The organism is Afipia sp. GW822-FHT04G07, assembly GCF_058800765.1.
Window position 1 is genome coordinate 3,453,228 of sequence record NZ_JBXAMP010000001.1, and the last position, 23,757, is coordinate 3,476,984.

Genomic DNA, 23,757 nt, shown 5'->3' on the forward strand with positions numbered 1-23,757 from the left:
CGAGCATGGACTCACGGATCATGGACGTTCTGAAGGATCGTGTGCTCGAGCTCGGGCCGGAGCCGGCGGCGGGGCCGTACAGGCATTTCAAGCTGACGCGCGACAGCGACGGCATCGCATGGCTGCTGTTCGATCGCGAAGGCGCCAGCGCCAACACGTTGTCAGGCGACGTGATCGAGGAACTTGGTCGGATCGTCGCCACATTGGAAGCCGAGCGTCCGGCGGGTCTTGTGGTTCGCTCCGCGAAGAAGTCCGGCTTCATCGCAGGCGCGGACGTCAACGAATTCCGCGGCGCGACCGATGCTAGTCAGGTCGAGACGGAAATGAACAAGGCTCATGCGGTCGTGGACCGCATGGAAGCGTTGAAAATCCCGAGCGTCGCGGTGATCCACGGCTTTTGTCTGGGTGGAGGGCTTGAGATCGCGCTGGCCTGCAACACGCGCATCGCCATTGACAATGCGCGCTTCGGCTTCCCTGAAGTCATGCTCGGCCTGCATCCGGGGCTCGGCGGCACCGCGCGCTTCACCCATCTCGTCAGCCCGCTCGAGGCGATGACCTTGATGCTCACCGGCAAGACCATCGACGCGCGCAAGGCGAAGTCGCTGGGTCTGGCCGATGCCGTGACGCAGGAACGTCATGTGCGCGGCGCGGTGAAGGCCGCGATCTTCGGTCGCTTGCGGCCACACAGGCAGGGGCTCCTCGCCAAGGCGATGAACTTTGGTCCGGTGCGCGGCCTGCTGGCCAATCGCATGCGTGGCGAGGCGGCGAAGACTGCGCCGAAGGAACACTATCCCGCGCCTTACGCGCTGGTCGATCTGTGGGAAAAGCACGGCGGCGACCGCGCCGCGATGCTCAACGCCGAGAAAGCATCATTCGCCAGGCTGATGATAACGCCGACGGCGCAGAACCTGATCCGGGTGTTCTTCCTGCGCGAGCAGATGAAGAAACTTGCCGACGGCCGCAATACCGTGAGGCACGTTCACGTCATCGGCGCGGGCGCCATGGGCGGTGACATCGCTGCATGGTGCGCTAATCAAGGCCTGCGCGTGACACTGGCTGACATGAAGGCCGAGCCGATCGCCGGCGCGATCAAGCGCGCGGCGGATTTGTTCGGCAAGATCATCCGCAAGAAGACCGATCTGCGCGACGCGCTCGACCGGCTGATTCCGGACATGAACGGCGAGGGTGTGCGGAATGCCGATCTGATTATCGAGGCAGTGCCCGAAAAACTCGACTTGAAGCAGAAGGTCTATGCCGGGCTCGAGCCCATCATGAAGGCAGGCGCGATCCTTGCCACCAACACATCCAGCATTCCGTTGCAGGATCTGCGCACCACGCTGAAAAATCCCGAGCGGCTGCTCGGGCTGCACTTCTTCAATCCGGTGTCGCGTTTGCAACTTGTCGAGGTCGTGAGCCACGACACCGTCGATCCGCAGGCGCTGGCGACCGCGCTGAAGTTCGTCGGGGCCATCGACCGCCTGCCGCTGCCGGTGAAGAGTTCGCCGGGCTTCCTCGTCAACCGCGCGCTGACGCCGTACATGCTGGAAGCGATGGTGATGCTCGACGAGAAGGTCGACAAGGCCGTGATCGATGCCGCCGCCGAGAAGTTCGGTATGCCGATGGGACCCATTGAACTCGCCGATCAGGTCGGTCTCGATATTTGTCTCGCGGTCGGTGACATGCTGCGCTCGAAATTCGGCGAGGCAGCGTTACCGCCCGCGCCGGACTGGCTGCGCGACATGGTCAAGCGCGGTGATCTCGGCCGCAAGACCGGCAAGGGTTTCTACGAATGGAAGGACGGCAAGGCGGTGAAAACCCATTCGCCGGTTCAGCCCACCGACGAAATGATCGATCGTCTTGTTCTGCCGATGTCCAATGTCTGCGTCGCCTGCCTGCGCGAGGGCATTGTCGATAACGCCGATGTGGTGGATGGCGCGATGATCTTCGGCACTGGCTACGCGCCGTTCCGCGGCGGGCCGCTGAATTACGCCCGGGTGCGGGGTGGCGCGAATGTCGCCGCGGCGCTGAAGGCGCTCGAAGCAAAATTCGGCGAGCGCTTTAAGCCTGACGCCGGGTGGGATACGTTCAGCTAGGCTCTTCGTTCATTTGACGGATTTCATAGATGACAGACACGCCCATCCATGCCCCGGCGCCCCCTTCGGAGCCGCAGGGCGATCTTTCGATTCGCACCATGGCGATGCCGGCCGACACCAACCAGAATGGCGACATCTTTGGCGGCTGGCTGCTGAGTCAGATGGATATTGCAGGCGGTATCTTCGCTTCAAAAGTCACGCAGAGCCGCGCCGTCACGGTTGCGATTGAAGCCATGACGTTTCGCAAGCCGGTCTATGTTGGCGACGTCGTCTCGGTCTACGGATCACTGGTTCGTCTCGGGCGAACATCGATCACCGTGCATGTCGCCGCCTGGGTGCAGCGGCGAAACGAATCAAAATCGATTCTGGTGACTGACGGGAACTATACTTACGTCGCGATCGACGATCAGGGACATCCGCAGGCGATCCGGCGCGACCCGGCTGCTGTCAGCGCCTGACGGGCGAAATCAGCCGGAAGAGCTAGGTAATTTTTCGCGTCATTGACCGTTGGGCGAATTCTTTCGTCCCGTTTCCTCGTCTCGTGCGCGCGTCGCATTGCTATTTTACAACAAGACGTCTTCCCGTCTCCCGCCGCTTGGGCATTTAGGTTATAAAACTGTCGCGCGAAGCACCTATAGGCTTGGCCCGAGAGATTGGACATGACGCCAAACGGCTTGATCGGTGGATGGATGTGCAGCACGGGCTTCTCGGCCCGGCATGTTCATGCGGCGACGGGCGCGTGTCGGTCCTGTCGCCCCTGAAACCTTTTCGAACATTCAGCGTTAGTGCGACAGAGGAACCGGATTCTCCGGGCAGGATAGCTATGTCAGATACCTACATCATCGAAGTCAGTTCGGAAGCCGCCGGCATTGTCGTGCGCGAGAAAGCGGGTTTCCGTTTTTTCGCTGCCGTTCACAAGTTCAATCCGCTTGACGGCAAGATTTTCAAGAACGCGCGAGACGCTGAGCGCGCCGCGACGCGGTTTCTTGCGGGACGATTGGATCTGGAACCGGCAGCGGTTTGAACATCCAGTTTGTAGAAAAGGCCGGGATTGCTCCCGGCCTTTTTCAGCGATGCATTCCTGCGGTACTCACTCGGCTGCGGCCTGACGCCCCAACACCGGATAATCGGTGTAACCCTTGGCGCCGCCGCCATAGAACGTCGCCTTGTCGAAGTCGTTCAGCGGCGCGCCGAGTTTCAGGCGCTCGACCAGATCTGGATTCGAAATGAAGAGCTTGCCGAACGCGATCAGGTCGGCCTTGTTCTTCTCCAGCACCTCGGTCGCGAGTTTGAAATTGTAGCCGTTGTTGGCGATGTAGGCGCCGCTGAAGCGCTTGCGCAGGCTGTCGTAGTCGAACGGCGCGACATCGCGCGGACCGCCGGTCGCGCCCTCGATGACGTGAATATAGACAAGCTTCAAGGCGTTGAGCTGATCGACGATGTGCTCGAACAGCGGCTGCGGGTTGCTGTCGGAAATGTCATTGGCCGGCGTCACCGGCGAGATGCGGATACCGGTGCGGTCTGCGCCAGCCTCGGCGGCTACCGCTTTCGAGACTTCCAGCATCAGCCGCGCGCGGTTCTCGATCGAGCCGCCGTAGGCGTCAGTACGCTTGTTGGCGCCATCCTTGGCGAACTGGTCGAGCAGATAGCCGTTCGCACCGTGGATTTCGACGCCGTCGAAACCGGCTTCCAGCGCATTGGCCGAGGCGCGCTTGAAGCTCTCGATGATGCCGGGAATTTCGTTCAGTTCCAGCGCGCGAGGTTCGGATACGTCCGCGAACGTACCGCCGACGAAAGTCTTGCCCTTGGCGCGAACCGCGGAAGGTCCAACCGGTGCGCCGTCGTTCTGCTGCAAGGAGGTGTGCGAGATGCGTCCGACATGCCAGAGCTGGATATAGATGTGGCCGCCGCGTTCGTGCACGCGATCCGTCACCTTCCGCCATCCTGCGACTTGCTCTTTCGAATAGATGCCGGGCGTGTCCTGATAACCTTGGCCTTGCTGCGACACCTGGCTCGCTTCGGTGACGAGCAACCCGGCCGACGCGCGCTGGCCGTAGTATTCGATGGCGAGCGGATTGGGCACGAAGCCCGCGACAGCGCGGTTGCGCGTCAGCGGGGCCATGACAGATCGATTGGTCAGCGTTGCAGCGCCCAGCTTGAAGGGCTCAAACAATTTGGAAGCGGACATGGCGGCTCTTTCCTGAAACGAGATTTCTATGCAGATGCATGTAAGTGTCGCCCGCTCGAAAAGGCAAGTCACGGCTGATTGAAAAGTTCAGATTCGACCGTGCTGGATGGCAGGCATGTCTTTGCCGCCAGGACCGGCGTCCGCAAGGATCGGGAGAACGATTTGTCCGGAACCGGTGCCGAAGCGGCAGAAATGATCTGCCGCTTCGGCTTCGGTTGGTTGAAAGGTGCCGTCTCGTTATGCCACGCCGAGAAAATCGCGCTTGCCGAGCTCGACGCCCTTGTGTCGCAAAATGTCGTAGGCGGTCGTGGCATGAAAAAAGAACTGCGGCATCGCGGAGTGATTGAGAAACTGCTGACCGGGAATGGTCATGGTTTTGCCGGGACCGACCGGGAAGGTGATCTCGCGCTTTTCCGCGCCTTCATATTTTTCGGGAGGCAGCGCCCTGATATTGGCGATCACCTTTTGAATCCGCGCCTGCAATTCCGCGAACGTGGTTTCGGTATCGGCCATCACAGGCAGTTCGGTTTGCGTGAAACGCGCGCAGGCCTTGCCGGAAAAATCGCACGCAAGTTGGACCTGTCTGGTCAGCGGATACATCGACGGATGCAGCCGGGCCTCTAGCAATTCGCCGGGCGCCATCTTGTTGGCGGCGGCATGGGCTTCCGCTTTGGTAAGAATGGCGGACAGGGCTGTCAGCGTATGGATAAAGACCGGAGCCGAACCATCGTAGAATGACATGGGTGACCTTTCAGGGGAAAATTCTTGCCGTGAAGCAGGCTTGCCCGATCTAGATGTTCTCCCTGCGCTTACAAGGGACCGCGAGCGCGAACTTCAGCGCGGTCCGCCACGCATCCGCGCCAGCAACTCGGCGGTCGGCCATGAATCGGCGGGAAGTCCATATTTCGTCTGCACGGTCTTGATCGCGATGCGGCTCTGCTGGCCGAGAATGCCGTCGATCTTGCCGACATTGAATCCCTGCCGCGCGAGCAACTGCTGCAATTCCTTGATCTCGTTGAACGGCAATTGTGCCACCGGGGTCGCTGGTTTGCGCATCGGGGCTGCTCCCGCGATTCGGGTCGCGAGATAACCCGCGGTGGTCGAATAGATCAGCGAGTTATTCCACTCCGTGTAGGCGGCGAAATTCGCATAGGCGAGAAACGCCGGTCCATCGCGGCCCATCGGCAGCAACACCGAGGCGGGGAGATCGTCCTTCGGCAGCGGACGGCCGTCAGCAAAAGTTACGCCCCACGCCGCCCACTTGGAGCGCGGGTGCTTGATGGTGAGATCGGCCTGATCCCAGGGTAAATTCGTGGGTACACGGATTTCCTGCAACCACGGCTCGCCGCGCCGCCATTTCAATCCGGTCGCGATGTAGTTCGCGGTGGAGCCTATGACGTCGGGAGCGCTGTGCAGCAGGTCTCGATGTCCGTTTCCGTCGTAGTCGACGGCGTAGTCGAAGTAATGGCGTGGCAGGAACTGTGTCTGTCCGAGTTCACCGGCCCACGAGCCGATCATCTCGGCGGGCGAAAGATCGCCACGGTCGATAATTTTCAGCGCTGCGATGGTCTCGTCGTGAAACATCTGCGCGCGGCGGCAATCGTAGGCCAGCGACACCAGCGAGCGCAGTGTCGAAAGCTTGCCCTGGATTGCGCCGAAGTCGCTTTCCAGCGCCCAGAACGCGGTGATCACCGCCGGCGGAACGCCGTATTCCTTTTCGGCGCGCGCAAAAGCCTGCGCGTGGGTCTGGATCAGTTGCTGGCCCCGCACTCTCCGCGATTCCGACGCCATGCGGCCCGCGAACTCCGTGAAGATCTGGCCGAACACCCGCTGGCCGCGGTCGCGGTTCACGATGCTCTGATCGTAGACCAGATAAGGCGAGGCGGCAGCGATCGCGCGCTGCGACACGCCGGCGGTGACGGCGTCCTGCTTCAACTGCGCAAGAAATTGATCGAAGCTCTGTCCCCCATGGCATGACGCGCCCCGCTGGGCGGAGGCGGATGTTGCAAGCAGGCTCATCGCGATCACGAGAGCGGGAATGAATCTGGTCATGAAAAGATGCTGCATCCTGATGGTGAGGATTGAGAGGGCGTGGGAGCAATCGAGTCAATGAGCAAGCTGCGGAACGAACTCAGGATAGAAAACATAGCCACGCGTCACAAGCGATCAGTCGGATGAGAATCCGAATGGAACGTTGAGCCGCCGGTAATCGTCGGGCAGCAGTTCACGGCCGATCGGAAGTTCAGATCGCGCAGCGCATGTCGGACGATGGCAGACACGGCATGCGACGCCGATCGGCGTGGGTGCATCCGCGCGCGGTCCGGATTCATCGGTGGAATAAATCAGTTTTTTGGCGTGTTCAACCGCGCAGCCAATCGCAATGGCGCGCTCCACCCGCGCGGCCCCGAACGAGCCTCCGCCGGCGGTGACTGTACGGGCGATGGAAAAGAACCGCTGACCGTCCGGCAACTCCAGCCATTGCGTCACGATTTGGCGCGGTGTTTTGAAGACCCCGTGCACCGACCATAGCGGACAGGCTCCGCCGTGCTTCGCAAAGGGGAATCCGGCGCCGTCGAGCAGTTTGGAAATATTGCCGGCCGGATCGACGCGGATCAAAAAGAACGGCACTTTTTCCGAGCCCGGTCTCTGCAATGTCGTGATGCGATGCGCCGTCTGTTCAAAGCTGGTCCCGAACTGCCGCGCCAGCGCTTCGATGTCGTAACGGCGCGTCTCCGCGGCTTTCGCGAATGCGGAATACGGCATGATGAGCGCCGCGGCGGCATAACTCGCGAGCGACCGGTGCGCCAGCAGTTTGCCGCTCTTGGAGGTGAATTGGCCGGCTTTCAGCGCTGTGCCGATCTCGTCTTCAAATTCGAGATAAGCGAGTTGCTGGGCCAGCTGGAAGTTGAAGCTCGCGGTGTCGAGCGAGTCGTCAAACAGGACTTCCTTGCGGTGACGATCCAGCCGTCTGACAGCGCCGATCATGACGTCCGGCGGCAAATGGCGAACGCGAAGTTTATGGCGCGTGGTCAGCCGCTCGATAAACCAGTTGGTGTCCGCGGGGCCATGCAAAATCTTCTCGGCGGCGTCGTCGAGATCCGCGAAGTTGTTTTTGCGCGCGGCCAGAAACCGGCGGACTTCCGCAACCGGATCGTTGAGGTCCAGACCGCCCCGGCGCGAACGCGATGCGGTCCCCGCCGCCGGCTCCTTGCGATCCGCCAGCGCAAGCTGTTCTTCGCGGTAGGCCGTGTAGAGCCGCAGGAATGCTTCCGCCAGTCCCGGATAGCCGATTGCGATATCGCTGATTTCAAGAGAGGGAATATCGATGTCTGCAAACATCGGCTCCTTGAGAACCGCCTGCATGCGCGCGGTATGATCCGCGCCCCCGTCGCCCGCGAGATCCGCCAGATCGATTTTGTAGGTGCGGGCGAGGCGCAGCAGCATGTCAGCCGTCACCGGCCGCTGATTGCGCTCCAGAAGCGCGACATAAGGTGCCGAGATATCCAGATCGGCCGCCATGTTGGACTGCGTCAGCCCCAGATCGCGCCGCAGCCGCCGCAGCCGCGGACCCATAAAAACCGAACGGATTGTCGACGTGGCCACGGCGGTCACCTTGCTAATAAGCGAAATTGTAAACTAATTACATCATAACAACGGATATTTGTAAAGTATGACAAGTTATCTTCGGAGTCCCTAGCGATTGACCGCGCGATGCGTTGAAACGGTGGCAACTCCACAAGGGATCACCACCATGAATTATCAATCGCGCAATATCACCGACCAGGCACTTCAGGGGCCGGCTTCCTATCAGAGCGAAATCGCTGCGGCCGAAGCCCTCCTCAAGGACAAGGGCACATGGAACGGCGTGACCGCCGAGGCCGTCGCCCGTATGCGGCTGCAGAACCGCTTCAGGACCGGTCTGGACATCGCCCGCTATACGGCGTCCGTGATGCGCGCGGACATGGAGGCGTATGACAACGACCCCACCAAGTATACCCAGTCGCTGGGTTGCTGGCACGGGTTCATCGCCCAGCAGAAGCTGATCTCGATCAAGAAGCATTTCGGCGGCAAGACCGATCGCCGTTACCTCTATCTGTCCGGCTGGATGATCGCCGCGCTGCGTTCCGAGTTCGGTCCGCTGCCGGATCAGTCGATGCATGAGAAGACCTCGGTGCCGGCGCTGATCGAAGAGCTTTATACCTTCCTGCGTCAGGCCGACTCGCGCGAACTCAACGATATCTTCCGCGAGATCGACGCCGCGCGTAAGGCTGGCGACAAGGCCAAGGAAGCGACGCTGATCGCGAAGGTCGACAACTTCCAGACCCACGTCGTGCCTGTGATCGCCGACATCGACGCGGGCTTCGGCAATGCCGAAGCGACCTATCTGCTCGCCAAGAAGATGATCGAGGCAGGCGCATGCGCCCTGCAGATCGAAAATCAGGTTTCGGACGAAAAGCAGTGCGGCCATCAGGACGGCAAGGTGACTGTTCCGCACGAGGTTTTCCTCGCGAAGATTCGTGCCTGCCGCCACGCGTTCCTCGAAATGGGCGTTGACGACGGCATCATCGTGACCCGCACCGACTCGCTCGGCGCCGGTCTCACGCAGCAGATCGCTGTCAGCCACAAGCCGGGTGACCTCGGTGACCAGTACAACAGCTTCCTCGATTGCGAAGAGGTCGATGCGTCCAAGATCGGTAACGGTGACGTCATCATCAGCCGTAACGGCAAGCTGCTGCGTCCGAAGCGCCTGCCGAGCAACCTCTATCAGTTCCGCGCCGGCACGGGCGAGGACCGCTGCGTTCTCGACAGCATCACGTCGCTGCAGAACGGCGCCGACCTGCTGTGGATCGAAACCGAGAAGCCGCATATCGAGCAGGTTGCCGGAATGGTCGACCGTATCCGCAAGGTGATCCCGAATGCCAAGCTCGCCTACAACAACTCGCCGTCGTTCAACTGGACGCTGAATTTCCGCTGGCAGGTGTACGATGCCTGGAAGGAAAACGGCAAGGACGTCAGCAAGTACAATCGTGCCGAGCTGATGAAGGTGGAATACGACGAGACGCCACTCGCGATTGAAGCCGACGAGCGCATCCGCACCTTCCAGGCGGATTCGTCCAAGCGCGCTGGCATCTTCCACCACCTGATCACGCTGCCGACCTATCACACGGCGGCGCTGTCGACGGATAACCTCTCGAAGGAGTATTTCGGCGAACAGGGCATGCTCGGATACGTGAAGAACGTTCAGCGTGCGGAAATCCGCCAGGGTATCGCCTGCGCGAAGCACCAGAACATGGCCGGCTCCGACATCGGCGACGACCACAAGGAATACTTCGCCGGCGAGGCGGCCCTGAAGGCGGGCGGCGCTCACAACACGATGAACCAGTTCGGCTGACGATCGGATCTCGGCAGAACTATTGCACTTCAAGCTAACTAACGGAGGCTCAAATGAGTGGCAGCAATTTCTGGGTGATTGGTGGCGAGTTCGGTTCGATGAACTTCCACAAACTCGTGGAAGGGTCGGCCCAGGTCCAGGGCCCGTTCAAGACCCGCAAGGAGGCTGAGGACGCCTGGAAGGAAGTGTCGGAGCAAAACCGTCACCGTGCAGGCGTTCGCTTCTCCATCGTGGAAGAACCGAGCCGCGCGACGGCTTAAACGTCTCCCGGGCGGGGTTCGTCGCCCGCCCCATTCAGCGGCCCTGTTCCGATTCCGGACAGGGCCGTCTTTTTTTCCAAAGCAGGGTCACGGCAAAGGTCAGGGACGCTTGCGGGGGATAGGGTTACTGATAGATTAAGGGGGTCAGAACAAAGGTATTTAAGCCACAAGGTACACAGGCATGGCGGAACAGAGCGCCCCCAACGATTCGGCCGTCAAAACGGCCCCCGTCCGGCTGCGGGACGCCCTGCGGAAGGCGCGCATCGAGGCCGCCGACCGGACCGGCGTGGTGGTCGATCTGCGCGATGCCGAGGTCGCCCGTCTTGAAATTCTGCATGAGGCGCTCGATTCGCTGTTCTCGGAGATTCCGGCAGGCGTCGATCTGTTCGATCGCGGCATCAGCCAGGGCGATACACCACGGCTGTGGATCGACGCCGTCGCGCACGTCGTCATGGGTCGCGACAAGCGCATCTACCGGTTCGTGCAGGACACGCGTTTTGGCCGCATCGTCATCGCCGAATCGCATGATGTGCCGGTGATGGTCGATGCCGTGACGGACTATATCGCACGCCGCCTGATCGAGCGGGAACACGCGATGGTGGTGACGCCCGCTCCGGCGCCGGTGGCCGCTGCTGCCGCCTTCCCGGCAAAGCGCCGCAGCGGAATGTGGACCTTCGCGTTCGGATTCGCGGCAGGCCTTGCCGCGCTGTTCGGCTTCGCGCTGGTGATGGCGTTGCGCGGAATTTAAATCAGCTTCTCGTTTTTGATCGTGCCGAGCGATCCATTCTCAAATCCGCGCACGCGGTGATCGCAGCGCCACGCATTACCGTCCCGTTGCACCGAGAACAAATTGTAGGCCGCCGGGTGATTGTGCCCGTGGGCCATGGCCGATGCCGACGGCACACCGATCGCCGGGATATGTCCGCGCGGCCCGTCGAGCCAGACCGTGGCGTGGCGGTGATCGTGGCCATGCAGCACGAGTTCGACGCCATGACGCGCGATCGTGTCCAGCAATTCATCCGAGTCGCGCAATCGCGCAGCCCAGCGGCCGGGTGTTGTCACAGGCGGATGATGAATCAGCAGCACGCGGAATAAATTTTCTTCCGCGAGTCGCGGCAGCAACACGTCGAGATCATCGCGTTGCGCGCGACCGAGCCGCCCCGTCGCCATGAACGGCGCGGTCGGAACGGCGGTGGAAACGCCGATCAGCGCCAGCGGGCCTCTGCGCCGCAGATAGGGAAACACCGCGTCGCTGTTCGATGCGGCGCCGTCGCCGCGAAGATAGTCCGCCCATACATGCGGGAAATGTTCGTGCAGGCCGCGCACATAGGCGTCGTGGTTGCCCGGCACCAGCGAGACATTCTGCGGCGCGCCGACGCTTTCCAGCCACGTGCGCGCCTCGGAGAATTCCAGCGGCAGCGCAATGTTGACGAGATCGCCGGTGACGGCGATGTGGTCGGGCTGCTGCGCGTGCATGTCGGCCACGATTTCGCTCAGCACGTCGCGGCGATGGATCATATGGCGCTTGCGCTGCCAATTCAGATATCCGATCGCGCGCTTGCCGGCGAGTTCGCGCAGGCGCGGCCGCGGCATCGGGCCGAGGTGGGGATCGGACAGATGGGCAAGCACGAAAGCCGTCATTGAAACGTGACCGTCAGGGACTGAAATGCTATCACGCCCGGGTTCGCCACCACTCTCGCGTCCTTCGACTTCTGTCTGGATGCGCCTGCATAGCATGATCGCCGGACGGAATCTCGCACGATGACCATTCACGATGTCCGGCTGCGGTTCGAGCCTGTTTTGCGCCGCGTCTTCCATTTCTATTCGCGGTTTGCCAGGGGGATGACGCTCGGTGTCCGCGCCGTCGTGCTCGACGGCGAGAACCGGGTGTTTCTGGTCAAGCACAGCTACGTCTCCGGCTGGCACCTGCCCGGCGGCGGCGTCGAGACCGGCGAGACCTTTCTGGAGTCACTCAGGCGCGAACTGATCGAGGAGGGCCGAATCGAGATGACCGGCGAGCCGCTCCTGCATGGCCTGTTTTTCAACCGCCGGATATCGCCGCGCGACCATGTCGCGGTCTACGTCGTGCGCCAGTATCGGCAGGACCGGATGCCGGAGCCCAATCATGAGATCGTGGCTTGCGGGTTTTTCAGCGCGGCGGACCTGCCGCCCGAGACCACCCGGGGGACGAGGGCGCGGATCGCCGAGGTGCTGGAAAACCGGCCTTTGACCGAGGACTGGATTTAGGGTTTTGAGTGTCATTGCCGGGCTTGGCCGTTCGAAGAACGGCGTCGCTTCCGCTCGCCTATGACCCGGCAATCCATCTTTCTGATGGGGCGTTTGTGATGGATGCGCGGGTCAAGCCCGCGCATGACGTTCAGTGATGTGGACCCAGCCCGCGTCAGATGCTAATTCGCGATCCAGCATGTCCGATCTTTCCCTGACCATACTGGCCGAAACCGCCGGCGACGCGCAGGCCATCGAGCGCCTGCACGAACGCACGTTCGGGCCGGGCCGCTACGCGCTCAGCGCCTACCGGCTGCGCGAACATGTCGATCATCTGCTCGAATTCTCATTCACGGCTCGGATCGGCACGCTGATGGTAGGCTCGGTGCGGCAACTGCCGGTCTGCATCGGCAATACACCGGCGCTGTTGCTCGGGCCGCTCACGGTCGAACCGCCATTTCGCGACCGTGGTGTCGGCCGGGCGTTGCTCGACCGTGCGCTGAAGGACGCGAGGACCAAGGGGCATCGTCTCGTGTTGCTGGTCGGCGACGAGCCGTATTACAGCCGCGTCGGCTTCAAGCGGATTCCGAAAGGGCAGGTGACGATGCCCGGCCCGGTCGATCACGCGCGGCTGCTGGTGTGCGAACTTGCCGATGGCGCATTCGACGGCGTCAGCGGCGCGATCCGGCCGGACTGGACATTCGCTCCCGCTCCCCGCTGAGCCACACATCCCATGTCATCCCCGCTTTCGCGGGGACGACCATGCGGTGAGATCGCTCAATACTTCACATTCGCAAACATCCGCACGCCAAGGCCCGGCAGCAGGACTTCATCCTTGCTGTACGAAACGGAGTTGCGGATGTCCTCGTTGAGCAGGTTGTCGCCGACGACACCGAAGGTGAATTCCTTCGCGCCCCACCAATCGGCCTTGGCGAGTTTCGTCGTGTAGCTGAGTTCGGCCCTGAGCCGGTTGTAGCCCGGCGTCGATGTCTCGATGCCGCCGATGTCGTTCTGTGCAAACGCGTGCAGCAGGTTGACCTTGGCCAGCCAGTTGGCGTCGCGATAGTAGATGCCACCGCCGAGACGTTGCGGTGGAATCCGCGGCACGTTGGTGCCGTCGGTGAAGGTGGCGCGCACGATGTCATACTGTCCCTCGACACCGAACTGGCCGGCCCAGACCGGCAGCACGTCGTACTGGAACTGGAATTCGCCGCCGCGGAAGGTCGCGTCTTTCTGCGAATAAATTGCCTGGTTGAGTTCAAGCCCGGCGCCAAGCTGACACACAACATCTTTGCAGGTGTTGCCCGTCAGCCGCCGATAGATGAACCCGTCGAACCGCGTGACATAGCCGGTGAGTTCGAAGCGGAACGGCCCCGTCGCCTTCCGCAACCCGACCTCGAGCGACTTCGCGGTTTCAATGCCGAGATTCGGGTTGCCGATATCGAAGGTCACCGTGGCGTCGTGGCCGCCGCGCGAAAACAGCTCCGCCGGTTTCGGCGCGCGCTCGGTGTATTGACCGGTGATGCTGGCCGCCAGATTCCAGGGAAGATTCTGGATCAGGCCGACGCTGCCGCTTTTCGGCGTGAAGTTGAGGTTGCGCGCGGTGGGGCCGCCGATGCCGGCGGGATCGACATTGAGATCGAACAACTCCGGAACGAAGCCCGGCGTGGTGCCGCTCAGATTGACGTGCTCGATACGCCCGGCCACCTGCGCCTTGGTGACGTCGCTGAACTTGAACTCATTGAAAACGTATCCGGCGATCTTGGTGTTCTTGTTCGGATCCCACAGGCCATTGAGCGGGCTGCCCGGATCATCCGGGCTCGGCGCGGTCAATTCCTGATGCGACGCCTGCACGCCGACAGCGGTGGTCAGCGCCGCGAAGCGAAGATTGAACGGCGCAAGCTGCACCTCGATGCGGCCTTCCTGCTCCTTGTTGGTAAAGGTCTGGCGCACTCCGTCGCTGGAAAAGATCGCGGGATCGGCAAGGCCGATTTCGTTGTGCCTGTAATCGGTGGCGCCGGCCCAGAACCGGATCACGTCGATAGCCTTGCTATCCGGGTGGTAATCGCCCTTGACCGTCAGCTTGGTTTGCCGCGCGCTGATGCGGGTGCGGTGCTCTTCGCCGTCGATGCCGGGGATGTGATAGATGCTGTTGTTCTGCTGGATGGCCGCGCCGATGAAGCCGCCGTCGAAGAAATAGGAGCCGCCGATCGATGCGCCATCGGATTGTGTCGATGAATTCGGTTGTTTGCCGGTGAACGGCCGCGCCGGATCGAAGCGATAGGGCGAGTTTGGAACGCTGTAGTCTTCGGTCTTGCGGGCAAAGGCGTCGGCATGAATCGCCACGTTATTGCCGGCGGCATCGAGCAGCACCGCGCCCTCGCGGCCCAAGTCGACGCTCGACAGTGAGCTTCGCGTCTCGAAACTTGCACAAGGATTCGATGCCGAGAGTTGCGGGGCCTTCACCGAATATCCGTAGGTTTGAATCGACGGCACCGCGCTGCACGGCAGCGTTTCGGGAATGCGGTTGTTGCTGGCGCTGACCACGCCGCCGATCGATTGCGATCCGTAGCGCAGCGTCGCCGGTCCGCGGATTACCTCGATCTGGTTGGTCGACAGCGGATCGATGGGCACGAAATGATCTTCTCCGAGATCGGACGCGCCATTGCTGCCGATGCCGTTCTCCACGATGCCTACGCGATTGACGTCGAGCCCGCGAATGATCGGGCGGCTCGATGCACCGGGCGCAAAGGACGAGCCGGTGATGCCCGGCTTGTTGTTCAGAAGATCGCCGAGCGTGGACGCGGCGCTGCGACGGATTTCCTCGTTCGGCACGACGGTGACGGTGGCGAACTGGTCAGCGACAATCGGCAGCGTGCCCGCGTAGGTCTCCGGATTTGGCGCGGATGCTGCGGGCGCCGGGGCTGCAACGGTGGTGCGGCCGGGTTCGGCGCGATGCCGGTGCGGCCGCTGGATCGGGCTCGGGGCCTGAACAACGATTTCCGGCAGTGTTTCACCGGCGGACGGCGCGGACGGTTCGGCCTGCTGGGATTGCGCTGCACTCGTGATGAGAAGCGCCATCGCGACGGCTGAGCTGCCGGCCAGCGAGGCGCGAATGATTTTGTGCGACATGATGATGCTGTGATCCTGACACCGCCGCTTCCGTCTTGGGGAATCGTGCGGCTAACCTCGAATGTCCCGTGAACGCCATCGCGGCGAACGTCGGGAACGGACAACTATTCGAGCGGGGATCGGGGAGGCGCGCGGGACCGGAATGCGGCGCGGCGGGTATCGGCCGCGACGGCTTCAGGATAAGAGCCGGTCCGGAGCGCGGTGATCGCCAGCGGCACAGGCAGCGACGGCGCCGCCGTAGTGACGAGGGTATTCGCCATCGCAACGGTGGCGCAGATGGCGCACAGGTCGCGATGGGCGTCCTGACCGTGGTCGGTGTCCGGCGTGGATGCCTGCGACTGGTTTGTCGAAGCCGCAATTCCGGCGACGGCGGTATCGTGGTGGAAATGGCCGAACGACAAGCCAAGCTGCAGCGCCAGCGCGAACAGCGCCAGCAACGACAGCCTTTTTGCCTTTGATCTCAGCCAGTTCATCGCGCAATGCGCCCCATACCTCCGGGCTCAGCGCTGAAGGCCGGGTCCAGATGTTACAATATAACATCGCCGGTCGGGGGGAGGGTGTCAACACGGCAAAGGGCGGAAGGCGTTCAGCGACCGGCGGGTGTGGTTTTGCCGTCACCAATCCACGCTGCCCGGCCATTGGCCCAGTCGGTCAATGGCTGATGTCGAGCGGCTCAGCGTCCCTCACGCAACCACGTGCTTGCGAACGCGCCGAGCAGCAGCAGCAGTCCGATCAGGCCGGCGAAAATCGGCAGCACGCCGATGCCGCGCACGACACTGGCGTCGCGCATCTTGACGCCAAGCCAGCCTTCGCCGCGAAACACCGTCGAGGCGCGGACCGGCAACACGCGCGGCAAATCAATGCTTCCGCTGTCGGCCACGCGGCGCACATCGCCGCCCGTGGTCTGCAACAGCGGACGCAGTGCTTCGGTCGTCGACGTCACTTCGGCGAATTCCTTCGGGTTCACCGGACCGACGTTGATCAGCGCCTTCAGTGCGCCATCGGTGGCCTGCCACAGGCCGAGTTCGTCGGCATTGACTGACGCGCGCCACTCGCCGGGGTCGCCGGCCGCGAGTGTCACTTGCCGCGTGGTGCCCGATGGTGAGGTGACTGTGACGGGCTGCACGGTGTCCGCCATGGTCTGACGCACCACGACGAGATCGTGGCCTTCGACTTTCAGCCGCAGCGCTTCTTCATCGAGTTCGGGCTGTTTCATCAGCCAGTGCGACATCCGCCGCAACAGGTCGAGATGCGGGCCGCCGCCTTCATAACCACGCGCCCACAGCCAGATGTGATCGGACAGGAGCAGCGCGACGCGGCCTTCGCCTTGCCGCGAGAGCAGCAGCAGCGGCTTGCCGTCGGCGCCTTCCATGATCGGCGGGTTGGTCGGATTGCGGGTGTCGATCAGGCGGAAGAAGCGGCTCCAGTGCGGCGGCTCGCTGTTGGCGCCTTCCAGTCCGCGTGTCACTGGGTGACGCTTGCCGATGTCGCTGAGCCGCGCCGTAAAGGCCTTTTCGCTGACGCCAACCGGCTCGGCTGGCAAGATTGTATCCAGCGGCGTGCGCCAGATGCTGGTGGGGCTGGCATAGTCAGGACCAGCCGAGACCAGCACAGCGCCGCCGCCGCGTACATAGCGCGCGATGTTGTCGAAATACGAGATCGGCAGCACCCCCTGCCGCGCGTAGCGGTCGAAGATAATGAGCTGAAACTCGTTGATCTTCTGCTGGAACAGTTCGCGCGTCGGGAAAGCGATCAGCGACAGTTCGTTGATCGGCGTGCCGTCCTGTTTTTCGGGCGGACGCAAAATCGTGAAATGCACCAGATCGACGCTGGCGTCGGACTTCAGAAGATTGCGCCAGGTGCGCTCGCCGGAATGTGGCTCGCCCGACACCAGCAGCACGCGCAGCTTGTCGCGCACGCCGTCGATGGACACCACGGCGCGGTTGTTCACCGGCGTCAGTTCACCCTCGAGTTTCGAGGCTTCGATCTCGACGATGTTCGGGCCGGCATGGGGAATGTCGATGGTGACGCTGACTTGCTCGCCGCTGCGCACCGCGCGCTCGCTGAGCACATCGCCGTCGCGGCGCACGACAACGCGTGCGCTCTGGTTGGTCACGCCCTGATCGTCGAGGCGATAGGTGATGGACTGGGTCTGTCCGACGATGCCGAAACGAGGTGCGGCGACGATAGCGATGCGGCGGTCGCGCTCGTTGCTGCGGCCGGTGACCAGCGCATGGACCGGCGCGTTGAAGCCGATGGCCGCGGCATTGGCGGGAATGTCATGCACCCGGCCGTCGGTGACGAGAAACGCACCGGCGACGCGATCGGTGGGTACGTCGGACAGTGCAGATTGAACGGCGGAAAACAGTTTCGTGCCGTCGGTTTCGCCGTCGGCCTGACCTGCCTCGACCACGCGGACCTCAAGTCCCTTGACGTCTTTGAGCCGGGCGACCAGCGCCTCGCGTGCCTCGTTGGTCTCCTTGGTGCGTTCGCCAAAATTCTGGCTCGGGCTCTTGTCGACCACGACGGCCGCGACCGAGGTTAGCGGCTCGCGCTCCTCGCGCGTGAACGACGGATTGGCCAGCGCCAGCAGGATGAGCGCCAGCGCTGCAACGCGCACCGCAGCCCCGCGCGCCCGCGCCAACAGAAGTACGGCCGCGATGACAAGGATCGCGCCAAGGCCGATCCACAGCACGAGCGTCGGGACGAGGGGAGCGAAAGCGATACCGTACTGCATATTACTGCCCGAGCCGTTCGATCAGCGCCGGAGCGTGCACCTGATCGGCCTTGTAGTTGCCGGTGAGCGTGTACATCACGATGTTGACGCCGGCGCGGAACGCGAACTCACGCTGGCGCGGATCGCCTGGCGTTAGCGGCAGCATCGGCTGGCCGTCGGCCCGCATCGCCCATGCGCCGGCGAGATCGTTGGAGGTAATGATGATCGGGGAGACGCCGTCGCCGCCGCGTGCGGGCCGGTCGGCGGCATCCTCGTCCTCGACGCGCGGCAGGGTCTCGACCCAGGTTTGCCCGGCGTTGAACCGGCCGGGGAAGTCGCGCAGCAGATAGAACGTTTTGGTCAGCACGTGCTCGCGCGGCACCGGCTCGAGTTCGGGAATATCGAGCGAGGAAAGAATTTCGCGCAGTGTCAACATGCCCGGCGTCTGCGATTCACCGCCCGGACCCGGCGGCGCTTCGACCGCGTCACGGGTGTCGAACAACACGGTGCCGCCCTGTTTCATATAGGCGTCGAGTTTGTTGATGGCGTCCTGCGACGGCTTCGGTGCGCCGGTGACCACCGGCCAGTAGATCAGCGGAAAGAAGGCGAGTTCGTCGCGCGCCGGATCGACGCCGACCGGCTCGCCGGCCTCCAGCGCGGTGCGCTGCGCGAGGAACAGCGTCAGTCCGGAGAGGCCCGCCTTGACGATGGAATCAACGTCAGCGTTGCCGGTGACGACATAGGCGAGGCGGGTCTGGGCCACGGCCTTGATCGCGAAGTCATCCGCAGCGGGATTGCTTGCAGGCGCGGACTTGCTTGCCGGCGCAGTTGCGGGCGGAGCTTTCGGCGCTTGCGCATGAGACGGTGCAGGCATGCCCGCGACGGAGGCGAGCGCGAATGCGAGCGCGAGCGCCGCTGTCGCGGCACGGCGTCTCATTAACGCTGCGAGCCCGCCGCCGAGAATAGCGACAATGATCGCATCGATCAGAAACAGCGCCAGCGCGGTCGAGAGCAGGATGCCGCGCAGGTCGCGCGGTTCGGCATTGGTGTAAGTCGCGCGCTGCGCCTTCAATGCGGACGTGTCGAGCGGTGCGAGCCGGTCTGCTGCTGCGAGCGTATTCACCGCGAGCGGACCGTCGGCGGGTCCGTAGAAGCCGGGCGGATGATCGAGGGTGGCGCGGTCGCGATAGTCCGCGCGCAGCGGCTTCGCGGTGGACGGCGGCGGCCCGAACGCGCCGAAGCCGTCGAGGGTGCGGATCGGCGCAACAGTCTCCGCACTGCCCTCGGTGGCGACGCCTGCGCCTGCGTTGGCCGTATAGCCGGACATATCGACGATTCGTCGCAGCATCTCGACGAAGGTGCCAGACATCGGCAAATCCGACCAGCGCATATCGGCGCTGATATGGAACAGCGCGACCACGCCCTTGTCGCGGTGCTCGCCGGTGACCAGCGGCGTGCCGTCGGCCAGCGAAGCCCAGCTTCGCGATGCGAGCGCCGGGTCCGGTTCGGCCAGGACCTGACGGGTCACGGTGATGTCCTTCGGCACGGCAAGGCCGGCGAAAGGCCCATCGGCAGCGAAGGAGGCGAGGGGTTGCGGCTTCTCCCATGTGAGGCTGCCGCCGAGGCTGCGTCCGCCGCGGCGCAATTTGACCGGTACCAGATCGTCATCGCCCGCCGCGAGACGTGGCCCGGCGAAGCGCACCAGCACGCCGCCCTGCGCGATCCATGCGTTGAGGCGGTCGCGAATGTCCGGCGATAGTGTGCCGACATCGGCCAGCACGATCATCGGCAGCTTCTGATCGAGGAATTGTCCAATGGCCACGGCGGGCGCGCCGCGCTCACCGAGTCGCACATCGGCGAACGGCGCCAGCGCGCGCGTGAGATAGAATGTCGAGGCGAGCAACGGCTGCGCGGTGTCGCTGGTCGCACCGGAGACGATGCCGATGGCGCGCCGCCGCCAGCGCTTGTCAAGCAGTTGAACAGCACCGGCCGAGCGCTCGCCGCTCACTTCAAGCCGCGCGATGTCGTTGCGCAGTTCGACCGGCAGATCGAAGCTCGCCTCGACCTCGCGATCCTGCGAGCCGAATGCGAACTTCGCCTCGCCGATCGGCGAGCCTTTCTGGTCGAGCGCGCGCACCAGACCCGTGTCGCCGCCACTACCGTTGGCGCGCAAGACCTTCACCGTCATCTTCGCTGCGGCGTTCTCGGCTGCGACCAGCGCATGCGCCGGCGGCGTGCCGCCCTCGACGATTGTCAAGACGCGATCCTGAATCGTTTTGGTCAATCCTTCGGTGAACTCGCTGCCGCGTCCGGTATCGATGCCGTCGCTGAGCCAGACGATCTCGCCGTCGCCGGTCTTGGCGAGAAAACGCGCCAGCGCCGGCAGGGTTTCCACGCGCTCGACGGCGTAAGGCTTCGGCGCAAGCTGGCGCAGCGCGACGCGCGCGGTTCCGGCCGGCATCAGCGTGATGTCGCGGGTGCTCTCCGACAGCGGCACGATGGCGACGGCGCGCCGGTCGGACTCCGCGTTGGACATCAGTTCGTCGGCGCTCTTGATGCGCGCCTCCCAGCTGGCGGCGGCGCTCCATCCGTCGTCGAGCAGCAACACCAGCGGCGCGCTGGAGCGCGTCACGCCTTCGCTCGGATTCCAGATCGGTCCCGCCGCGGCGAGGATCACGAGTGCGGCCGCAAGCAGGCGTAGCAGTGTCAGCCACCACGGCGTGCGGGACGGGGTTTCTTCCTTCGGTGCGATGTCGAACAGCAGCCGCGTCGGCGGAAAATCGATGCGGCGCGGGCGCGGCGGCATGACGCGCAGCAGCCACCACAAAGCGGGAAGGCTCAGGAGGCCAGCCAGCAGCCAAGGTTCGGCGAAGGACAGCGGCAGGCCCATCATGCGGAGCGCCCCGCGGTGGTGGCAACGCGGCCTCCACTTCCTTTGGCGACCATCATGCCGCTGTGAAGATAGAGCAGCAGTTCGGCAGCCGAGCGATCCGTGGTGTGGGTCGAGAACAGCCAGCCGAGCTTGTTGGTTTCCTCGCGGATGGCGGTGCGATGGGCATCGACCCGCGCGACATAATCCTTGGCCCAGGCTTCGGCGCGGCCCGCGGTGATGACCTCGCCGCCTTCGGGTTCGACGAATTCGACGCGGCCCGAATAGGGAAATGTTTCTTCAGCGGGATCGACGACCTGCAACAGCGTACCATGCGTGCCCGACGATGACAGCCCGCCGAGCATGGTTCGGATCTCGCCAATCGGCGACCAGAAGTCCGACAGCACCACGACTTCCGACAGCGCGGACGGCACGAACGCGGGCGGCAGGCTCGACCGTGTGACGGTGTCGTGCAGGATCGCCTGCGCCATCTTGTCGACGATGTTGCTGCTCGAACTCGGATTCATCAGGCCGGGAATGCCGACGCGCTCGCCGCCGGCCACCAGCAGGTCCGCCAGTGCGAAGGTCACCACCAGCGCGCGTTCGAGTTTGCTGTCGCGCGCGGTCTTCGATGCGAACGCCATCGACTTCGAGCGATCCGGCCACAGCCACACCGTGTGCGCGGCTTCCCATTCCTGCTCGCGAACATACAGGTGATCGTCGCGTGCCGAACGCCGCCAGTCGACGTTCTGCGAGGCTTCGCCGGAGACGAAGCGGCGGTATTGCCAGAAACTCTCGCCGGTGCCGGCGCGGCGGCGTCCATGCAGGCCGTGGATGACGTTGGCCGAGATGCGGCGCGCTTCCAGCACGAGACGCGGCAGGGACGCGGCGAGCGAACGGCTTTCACCATCGGCACGTCGGACTGCTTCGATCTCCTGGAGTGCTGGTTGCGGCCGTGCTGCCATCAGCCGATCCGTGCCTTCAACTGCTTGATGACTTCGGGAATGGTGCGGCCTTCGGCGCGCGCCGAGAAGGTCAGCGCCATGCGGTGCTTCAGTACGGGTTCCGCCAGATCCAGCACGTCGTCGATCGACGGGGCGAGCCTGCCGTCGAGCAGCGCGCGGGCACGGACGGCGAGCATCAGCGCCTGGCTGGCGCGGGGACCGGGTCCCCATGCGATCGATTTGCCGATGTCGCCATTGTCGTCGCCCGGACGCGCGGACCGCACGAGCGACAGAATGGCTTCAACCACGGAGTCGCCGACCGGCAGACGGCGCACCAGCCGCTGCGCGGTGAGTAGTGTGTCTGCCGTCATTGCGGCTTTCGCCACTGCCTGCTCGGCGCCTGTCGTTTCAAACAGGATACGGCGCTCGGCATCGCGGTCGGGATATTCGACGTCGATTTCCATCAGGAAGCGATCGAGCTGGGCTTCCGGCAGCGGGTAGGTGCCTTCCTGTTCCAGCGGGTTCTGGGTCGCGAGCACATGGAATGGTTTCGGCAGATCGTGCCGCGCGCCGGCCACCGTGATGTGCTGCTCCTGCATCGCCTGCAACAACGCGGACTGCGTGCGCGGGCTGGCACGGTTGATTTCGTCCGCCATCAGGAGTTGTGCGAACACCGGTCCCGCGATGAAGCGGAACGAGCGTTTGCCGGTCGCGCTTTCGTCCAGCACTTCCGCGCCGAGAATATCTGACGGCATCAGGTCTGGCGTGAACTGCACGCGCTTGGCGTCGAGGCCGAGCGTGATACCCAGCGTTTCGACCAGCTTGGTTTTTGCGAGACCGGGGACGCCGATCAGCAAGGCGTGTCCGCCTGACAGGATCGTGACCAGCGCATTTTCGATGACACGTTCCTGACCGAAGATGACGGTCGAGACCGCTTCGCGGGCCGTCCTGATGTTGCCCGCGATCTGCTCGGCCGAGCGTACGATCACGTCTTCCAGTTTCTCGACACCGTCTGCGCCAGACATATTGGTCGCTCCTTGCTTCGTGTTGACCCATGCTAAACCGATGCAAAGGCCATGTATTCTCTTATGTATTCCCGGATTCAGGCTGTCCCCACCTTACCGGCCGGGGGACTTGAAACTCATCACGATGTGGCGAGTAATCCCGCAGGGCAGTGTTGAGAATTTGCCCGTTGTTTTCACCGTTCCACGTCTGGTTCGGACTTCCACCATCCGTGCCAAACAGCGGCAAACGTGCCAAACAGAAGCGTCAACGGTCAGGGTAAACAATGGCGAACCAAGGGCAGAAACAGGAACCGAATCCGGTTCAGCGCCTCGACGGCCTGACCCAGGCGGCGCGTGGTGCTGCGACAAAAGGTCTGCCGCCGGTCCATCTGTGGAATCCGCCGTTCTGCGGCGATCTCGACATGCGGATTGCAACCGACGGCACCTGGTTCTATCTCGGCACGCCGATCGGCCGGCCGGCGCTGGTGAAGCTGTTTTCCACAATTCTCAAGCGCGAGGACGGCAAGTATTTTCTGGTGACGCCGGTTGAGAAGGTCGGCATCCGCGTCGATGACGCGCCGTTTCTCGCGGTGGAAATGGAGAAGGACGGCGAGGGTGCGGCGCGGACGTTGCGCTTTCGCACCAATGTCGAGGACTGGGTGTCATGTGACAGCGATCATCGCCTGCGATTCGAGGCAGCCGCCGGTGGCGGACTGACGCCCTATCTTCACGTTCGCGCCGATTTGTGGGCAAAGGTCACGCGCGCGCTCTATTATGATCTGGTCGAGATGGGTGAGGTGCGAGTCGTGGACGGCCACGAGATGTTCGGGGTCATGTCCGGCGGCGAGTTCTTTTCGATGGCCGACGCGGCGCAAGCAAGAGATCCGGTTTGACGAACGAGGGTTTGGGTTGACGAAAAGTGTTTTGAAGGAC

At 63.3% G+C, this 23,757-nt stretch carries 20 protein-coding genes; 9 read left to right on the top strand and 11 right to left on the bottom strand.

Translation table 11 applies throughout. The annotated features are described in order from the left end of the window. The first annotated feature begins 5 nt into the window (after positions 1-5). From AC1RKJ_RS16945 to AC1RKJ_RS16955, 3 genes are all read left to right on the top strand, one after another. Positions 6-2,093 carry a 3-hydroxyacyl-CoA dehydrogenase NAD-binding domain-containing protein gene (locus AC1RKJ_RS16945; protein WP_492792078.1) on the top strand — a complete coding sequence of 696 codons (2,088 nt, stop codon included), beginning with the start codon at positions 6-8 and terminating at the stop codon, positions 2,091-2,093. Positions 2,094-2,122: 29 nt separating this feature from the next. After that, positions 2,123-2,551, top strand: coding sequence for an acyl-CoA thioesterase (locus AC1RKJ_RS16950; RefSeq protein ID WP_492792079.1), 429 nt, complete (start codon positions 2,123-2,125; stop codon positions 2,549-2,551). A 365-nt stretch (positions 2,552-2,916) separates the two neighbouring features. After that, positions 2,917-3,117, top strand: a complete 201-nt coding sequence (locus AC1RKJ_RS16955; RefSeq protein WP_492792080.1) for a hypothetical protein — start codon at positions 2,917-2,919, stop codon at positions 3,115-3,117. A 66-nt stretch (positions 3,118-3,183) separates the two neighbouring features. Here the strand turns inward: AC1RKJ_RS16955 and AC1RKJ_RS16960 are convergent, their stop codons facing one another. From AC1RKJ_RS16960 to AC1RKJ_RS16975, 4 genes are all read right to left on the bottom strand, one after another. Beyond that, positions 3,184-4,281, bottom strand: a complete 1,098-nt coding sequence (locus AC1RKJ_RS16960; RefSeq protein ID WP_492792081.1) for an alkene reductase — start codon at positions 4,279-4,281, stop codon at positions 3,184-3,186. 237 nt (positions 4,282-4,518) lie between these two features. Next, positions 4,519-5,022, bottom strand: coding sequence for a DUF1993 domain-containing protein (locus AC1RKJ_RS16965; protein ID WP_492792082.1), 504 nt, complete (start codon positions 5,020-5,022; stop codon positions 4,519-4,521). Positions 5,023-5,115: 93 nt separating this feature from the next. After that, positions 5,116-6,333: a lytic murein transglycosylase gene (locus AC1RKJ_RS16970; RefSeq protein ID WP_492792083.1), complete on the bottom strand. Its 1,218-nt coding sequence runs from the start codon at positions 6,331-6,333 to the stop codon at positions 5,116-5,118. Between the two features lie 114 nt (positions 6,334-6,447). Next, positions 6,448-7,884 carry a helix-turn-helix domain-containing protein gene (locus tag AC1RKJ_RS16975; protein ID WP_492792084.1) on the bottom strand — a complete coding sequence of 479 codons (1,437 nt, stop codon included), beginning with the start codon at positions 7,882-7,884 and terminating at the stop codon, positions 6,448-6,450. Between the two features lie 148 nt (positions 7,885-8,032). On the opposite strand from AC1RKJ_RS16975, the gene AC1RKJ_RS16980 reads away from it, so the two are divergent. The 3 genes from AC1RKJ_RS16980 (at position 8,033) to AC1RKJ_RS16990 (ending at position 10,681) form a co-directional block, all read left to right on the top strand. Then, entirely contained in the window at positions 8,033-9,673 is a 1,641-nt protein-coding gene (locus AC1RKJ_RS16980; protein ID WP_492792085.1) for an isocitrate lyase, read from the top strand. 53 nt (positions 9,674-9,726) lie between these two features. Next, positions 9,727-9,933, top strand: a complete 207-nt coding sequence (locus tag AC1RKJ_RS16985) for a DUF4170 domain-containing protein (protein WP_492792086.1) — start codon at positions 9,727-9,729, stop codon at positions 9,931-9,933. Positions 9,934-10,114: 181 nt separating this feature from the next. Beyond that, positions 10,115-10,681, top strand: a complete 567-nt coding sequence (locus tag AC1RKJ_RS16990; protein ID WP_492792087.1) for a hypothetical protein — start codon at positions 10,115-10,117, stop codon at positions 10,679-10,681. On the opposite strand, the gene AC1RKJ_RS16995 is transcribed toward AC1RKJ_RS16990, so the two are convergent. Beyond that, complete coding sequence (locus AC1RKJ_RS16995; RefSeq protein ID WP_492792088.1) at positions 10,678-11,574, bottom strand: metallophosphoesterase family protein; 897 nt, start codon at positions 11,572-11,574, stop codon at positions 10,678-10,680. The two genes, AC1RKJ_RS16990 and AC1RKJ_RS16995, sit on opposite strands and share 4 nt — an antisense overlap. Before the next feature lie 120 nt (positions 11,575-11,694). Between AC1RKJ_RS16995 and AC1RKJ_RS17000 the strand changes: the two genes are divergently transcribed. Next, on the top strand, positions 11,695-12,180 hold the full coding sequence (locus AC1RKJ_RS17000) for an NUDIX domain-containing protein (protein ID WP_492792089.1): 486 nt from the start codon (positions 11,695-11,697) through the stop codon (positions 12,178-12,180). 178 nt (positions 12,181-12,358) lie between these two features. Further along, positions 12,359-12,880 (top strand): GNAT family N-acetyltransferase, encoded by a 522-nt coding sequence (locus tag AC1RKJ_RS17005; RefSeq protein WP_492792090.1) that lies wholly within the window; start codon positions 12,359-12,361, stop codon positions 12,878-12,880. A 56-nt stretch (positions 12,881-12,936) separates the two neighbouring features. On the opposite strand, the gene AC1RKJ_RS17010 is transcribed toward AC1RKJ_RS17005, so the two are convergent. The 6 genes from AC1RKJ_RS17010 to AC1RKJ_RS17035 all read right to left on the bottom strand — a co-directional run bounded on the left by AC1RKJ_RS17010 (position 12,937) and on the right by AC1RKJ_RS17035 (position 22,845). After that, the gene (locus AC1RKJ_RS17010; RefSeq protein WP_492792091.1) at positions 12,937-15,291 is read right to left on the bottom strand and encodes a TonB-dependent receptor; all 2,355 of its coding nucleotides are present in this window, start codon (positions 15,289-15,291) and stop codon (positions 12,937-12,939) included. 104 nt (positions 15,292-15,395) lie between these two features. Continuing rightward, a complete protein-coding gene (locus tag AC1RKJ_RS17015; protein WP_492792092.1) occupies positions 15,396-15,764 on the bottom strand; it encodes a DUF2946 family protein in 369 nt (122 codons plus the stop codon). Positions 15,765-15,964: 200 nt separating this feature from the next. Beyond that, the gene (locus tag AC1RKJ_RS17020; RefSeq protein ID WP_492792093.1) at positions 15,965-18,028 is read right to left on the bottom strand and encodes a hypothetical protein; all 2,064 of its coding nucleotides are present in this window, start codon (positions 18,026-18,028) and stop codon (positions 15,965-15,967) included. Position 18,029: 1 nt separating this feature from the next. Beyond that, the gene (locus AC1RKJ_RS17025) at positions 18,030-20,900 is read right to left on the bottom strand and encodes a DUF4159 domain-containing protein (protein ID WP_492792094.1); all 2,871 of its coding nucleotides are present in this window, start codon (positions 20,898-20,900) and stop codon (positions 18,030-18,032) included. Continuing rightward, a complete protein-coding gene (locus AC1RKJ_RS17030) occupies positions 20,897-21,841 on the bottom strand; it encodes a DUF58 domain-containing protein (RefSeq protein WP_492792095.1) in 945 nt (314 codons plus the stop codon). The genes AC1RKJ_RS17025 and AC1RKJ_RS17030 overlap by 4 nt, the downstream gene beginning before the upstream one ends. Continuing rightward, the gene (locus AC1RKJ_RS17035; protein WP_492792096.1) at positions 21,841-22,845 is read right to left on the bottom strand and encodes an AAA family ATPase; all 1,005 of its coding nucleotides are present in this window, start codon (positions 22,843-22,845) and stop codon (positions 21,841-21,843) included. Before AC1RKJ_RS17035 ends, AC1RKJ_RS17030 begins: the two co-directional genes overlap by 1 nt. A 263-nt stretch (positions 22,846-23,108) precedes the next feature. Between AC1RKJ_RS17035 and AC1RKJ_RS17040 the strand changes: the two genes are divergently transcribed. Next, positions 23,109-23,717 carry a DUF1285 domain-containing protein gene (locus AC1RKJ_RS17040; RefSeq protein WP_492792097.1) on the top strand — a complete coding sequence of 203 codons (609 nt, stop codon included), beginning with the start codon at positions 23,109-23,111 and terminating at the stop codon, positions 23,715-23,717. Positions 23,718-23,757 lie beyond the last annotated feature (40 nt).

Excerpts from the sequence above, each read along its gene's own strand:
- AC1RKJ_RS16955 (WP_492792080.1), top strand. The coding sequence starts at position 2,917 with ATGTCAGATACCTACATCATCGAAGTCAGTTCGGAAGCCGCCGGCATT.
- AC1RKJ_RS16965 (WP_492792082.1), bottom strand. The coding sequence starts at position 5,022 with ATGTCATTCTACGATGGTTCGGCTCCGGTCTTTATCCATACGCTGACA.
- AC1RKJ_RS16980 (WP_492792085.1), top strand. The coding sequence starts at position 8,033 with ATGAATTATCAATCGCGCAATATCACCGACCAGGCACTTCAGGGGCCG.
- AC1RKJ_RS17015 (WP_492792092.1), bottom strand. The coding sequence starts at position 15,764 with ATGAACTGGCTGAGATCAAAGGCAAAAAGGCTGTCGTTGCTGGCGCTG.
- AC1RKJ_RS17000 (WP_492792089.1), top strand. The coding sequence starts at position 11,695 with ATGACCATTCACGATGTCCGGCTGCGGTTCGAGCCTGTTTTGCGCCGC.
- AC1RKJ_RS16960 (WP_492792081.1), bottom strand. The coding sequence starts at position 4,281 with ATGTCCGCTTCCAAATTGTTTGAGCCCTTCAAGCTGGGCGCTGCAACG.
- AC1RKJ_RS17025 (WP_492792094.1), bottom strand. The coding sequence starts at position 20,900 with ATGATGGGCCTGCCGCTGTCCTTCGCCGAACCTTGGCTGCTGGCTGGC.
- AC1RKJ_RS16990 (WP_492792087.1), top strand. The coding sequence starts at position 10,115 with ATGGCGGAACAGAGCGCCCCCAACGATTCGGCCGTCAAAACGGCCCCC.
- AC1RKJ_RS16970 (WP_492792083.1), bottom strand. The coding sequence starts at position 6,333 with ATGACCAGATTCATTCCCGCTCTCGTGATCGCGATGAGCCTGCTTGCA.
- AC1RKJ_RS17010 (WP_492792091.1), bottom strand. The coding sequence starts at position 15,291 with ATGTCGCACAAAATCATTCGCGCCTCGCTGGCCGGCAGCTCAGCCGTC.
- AC1RKJ_RS16985 (WP_492792086.1), top strand. The coding sequence starts at position 9,727 with ATGAGTGGCAGCAATTTCTGGGTGATTGGTGGCGAGTTCGGTTCGATG.
- AC1RKJ_RS17040 (WP_492792097.1), top strand. The coding sequence starts at position 23,109 with ATGGCGAACCAAGGGCAGAAACAGGAACCGAATCCGGTTCAGCGCCTC.
- AC1RKJ_RS16945 (WP_492792078.1), top strand. The coding sequence starts at position 6 with ATGGACTCACGGATCATGGACGTTCTGAAGGATCGTGTGCTCGAGCTC.
- AC1RKJ_RS17035 (WP_492792096.1), bottom strand. The coding sequence starts at position 22,845 with ATGTCTGGCGCAGACGGTGTCGAGAAACTGGAAGACGTGATCGTACGC.
- AC1RKJ_RS16995 (WP_492792088.1), bottom strand. The coding sequence starts at position 11,574 with ATGACGGCTTTCGTGCTTGCCCATCTGTCCGATCCCCACCTCGGCCCG.
- AC1RKJ_RS17020 (WP_492792093.1), bottom strand. The coding sequence starts at position 18,028 with ATGCAGTACGGTATCGCTTTCGCTCCCCTCGTCCCGACGCTCGTGCTG.
- AC1RKJ_RS17005 (WP_492792090.1), top strand. The coding sequence starts at position 12,359 with ATGTCCGATCTTTCCCTGACCATACTGGCCGAAACCGCCGGCGACGCG.
- AC1RKJ_RS16950 (WP_492792079.1), top strand. The coding sequence starts at position 2,123 with ATGACAGACACGCCCATCCATGCCCCGGCGCCCCCTTCGGAGCCGCAG.
- AC1RKJ_RS17030 (WP_492792095.1), bottom strand. The coding sequence starts at position 21,841 with ATGGCAGCACGGCCGCAACCAGCACTCCAGGAGATCGAAGCAGTCCGA.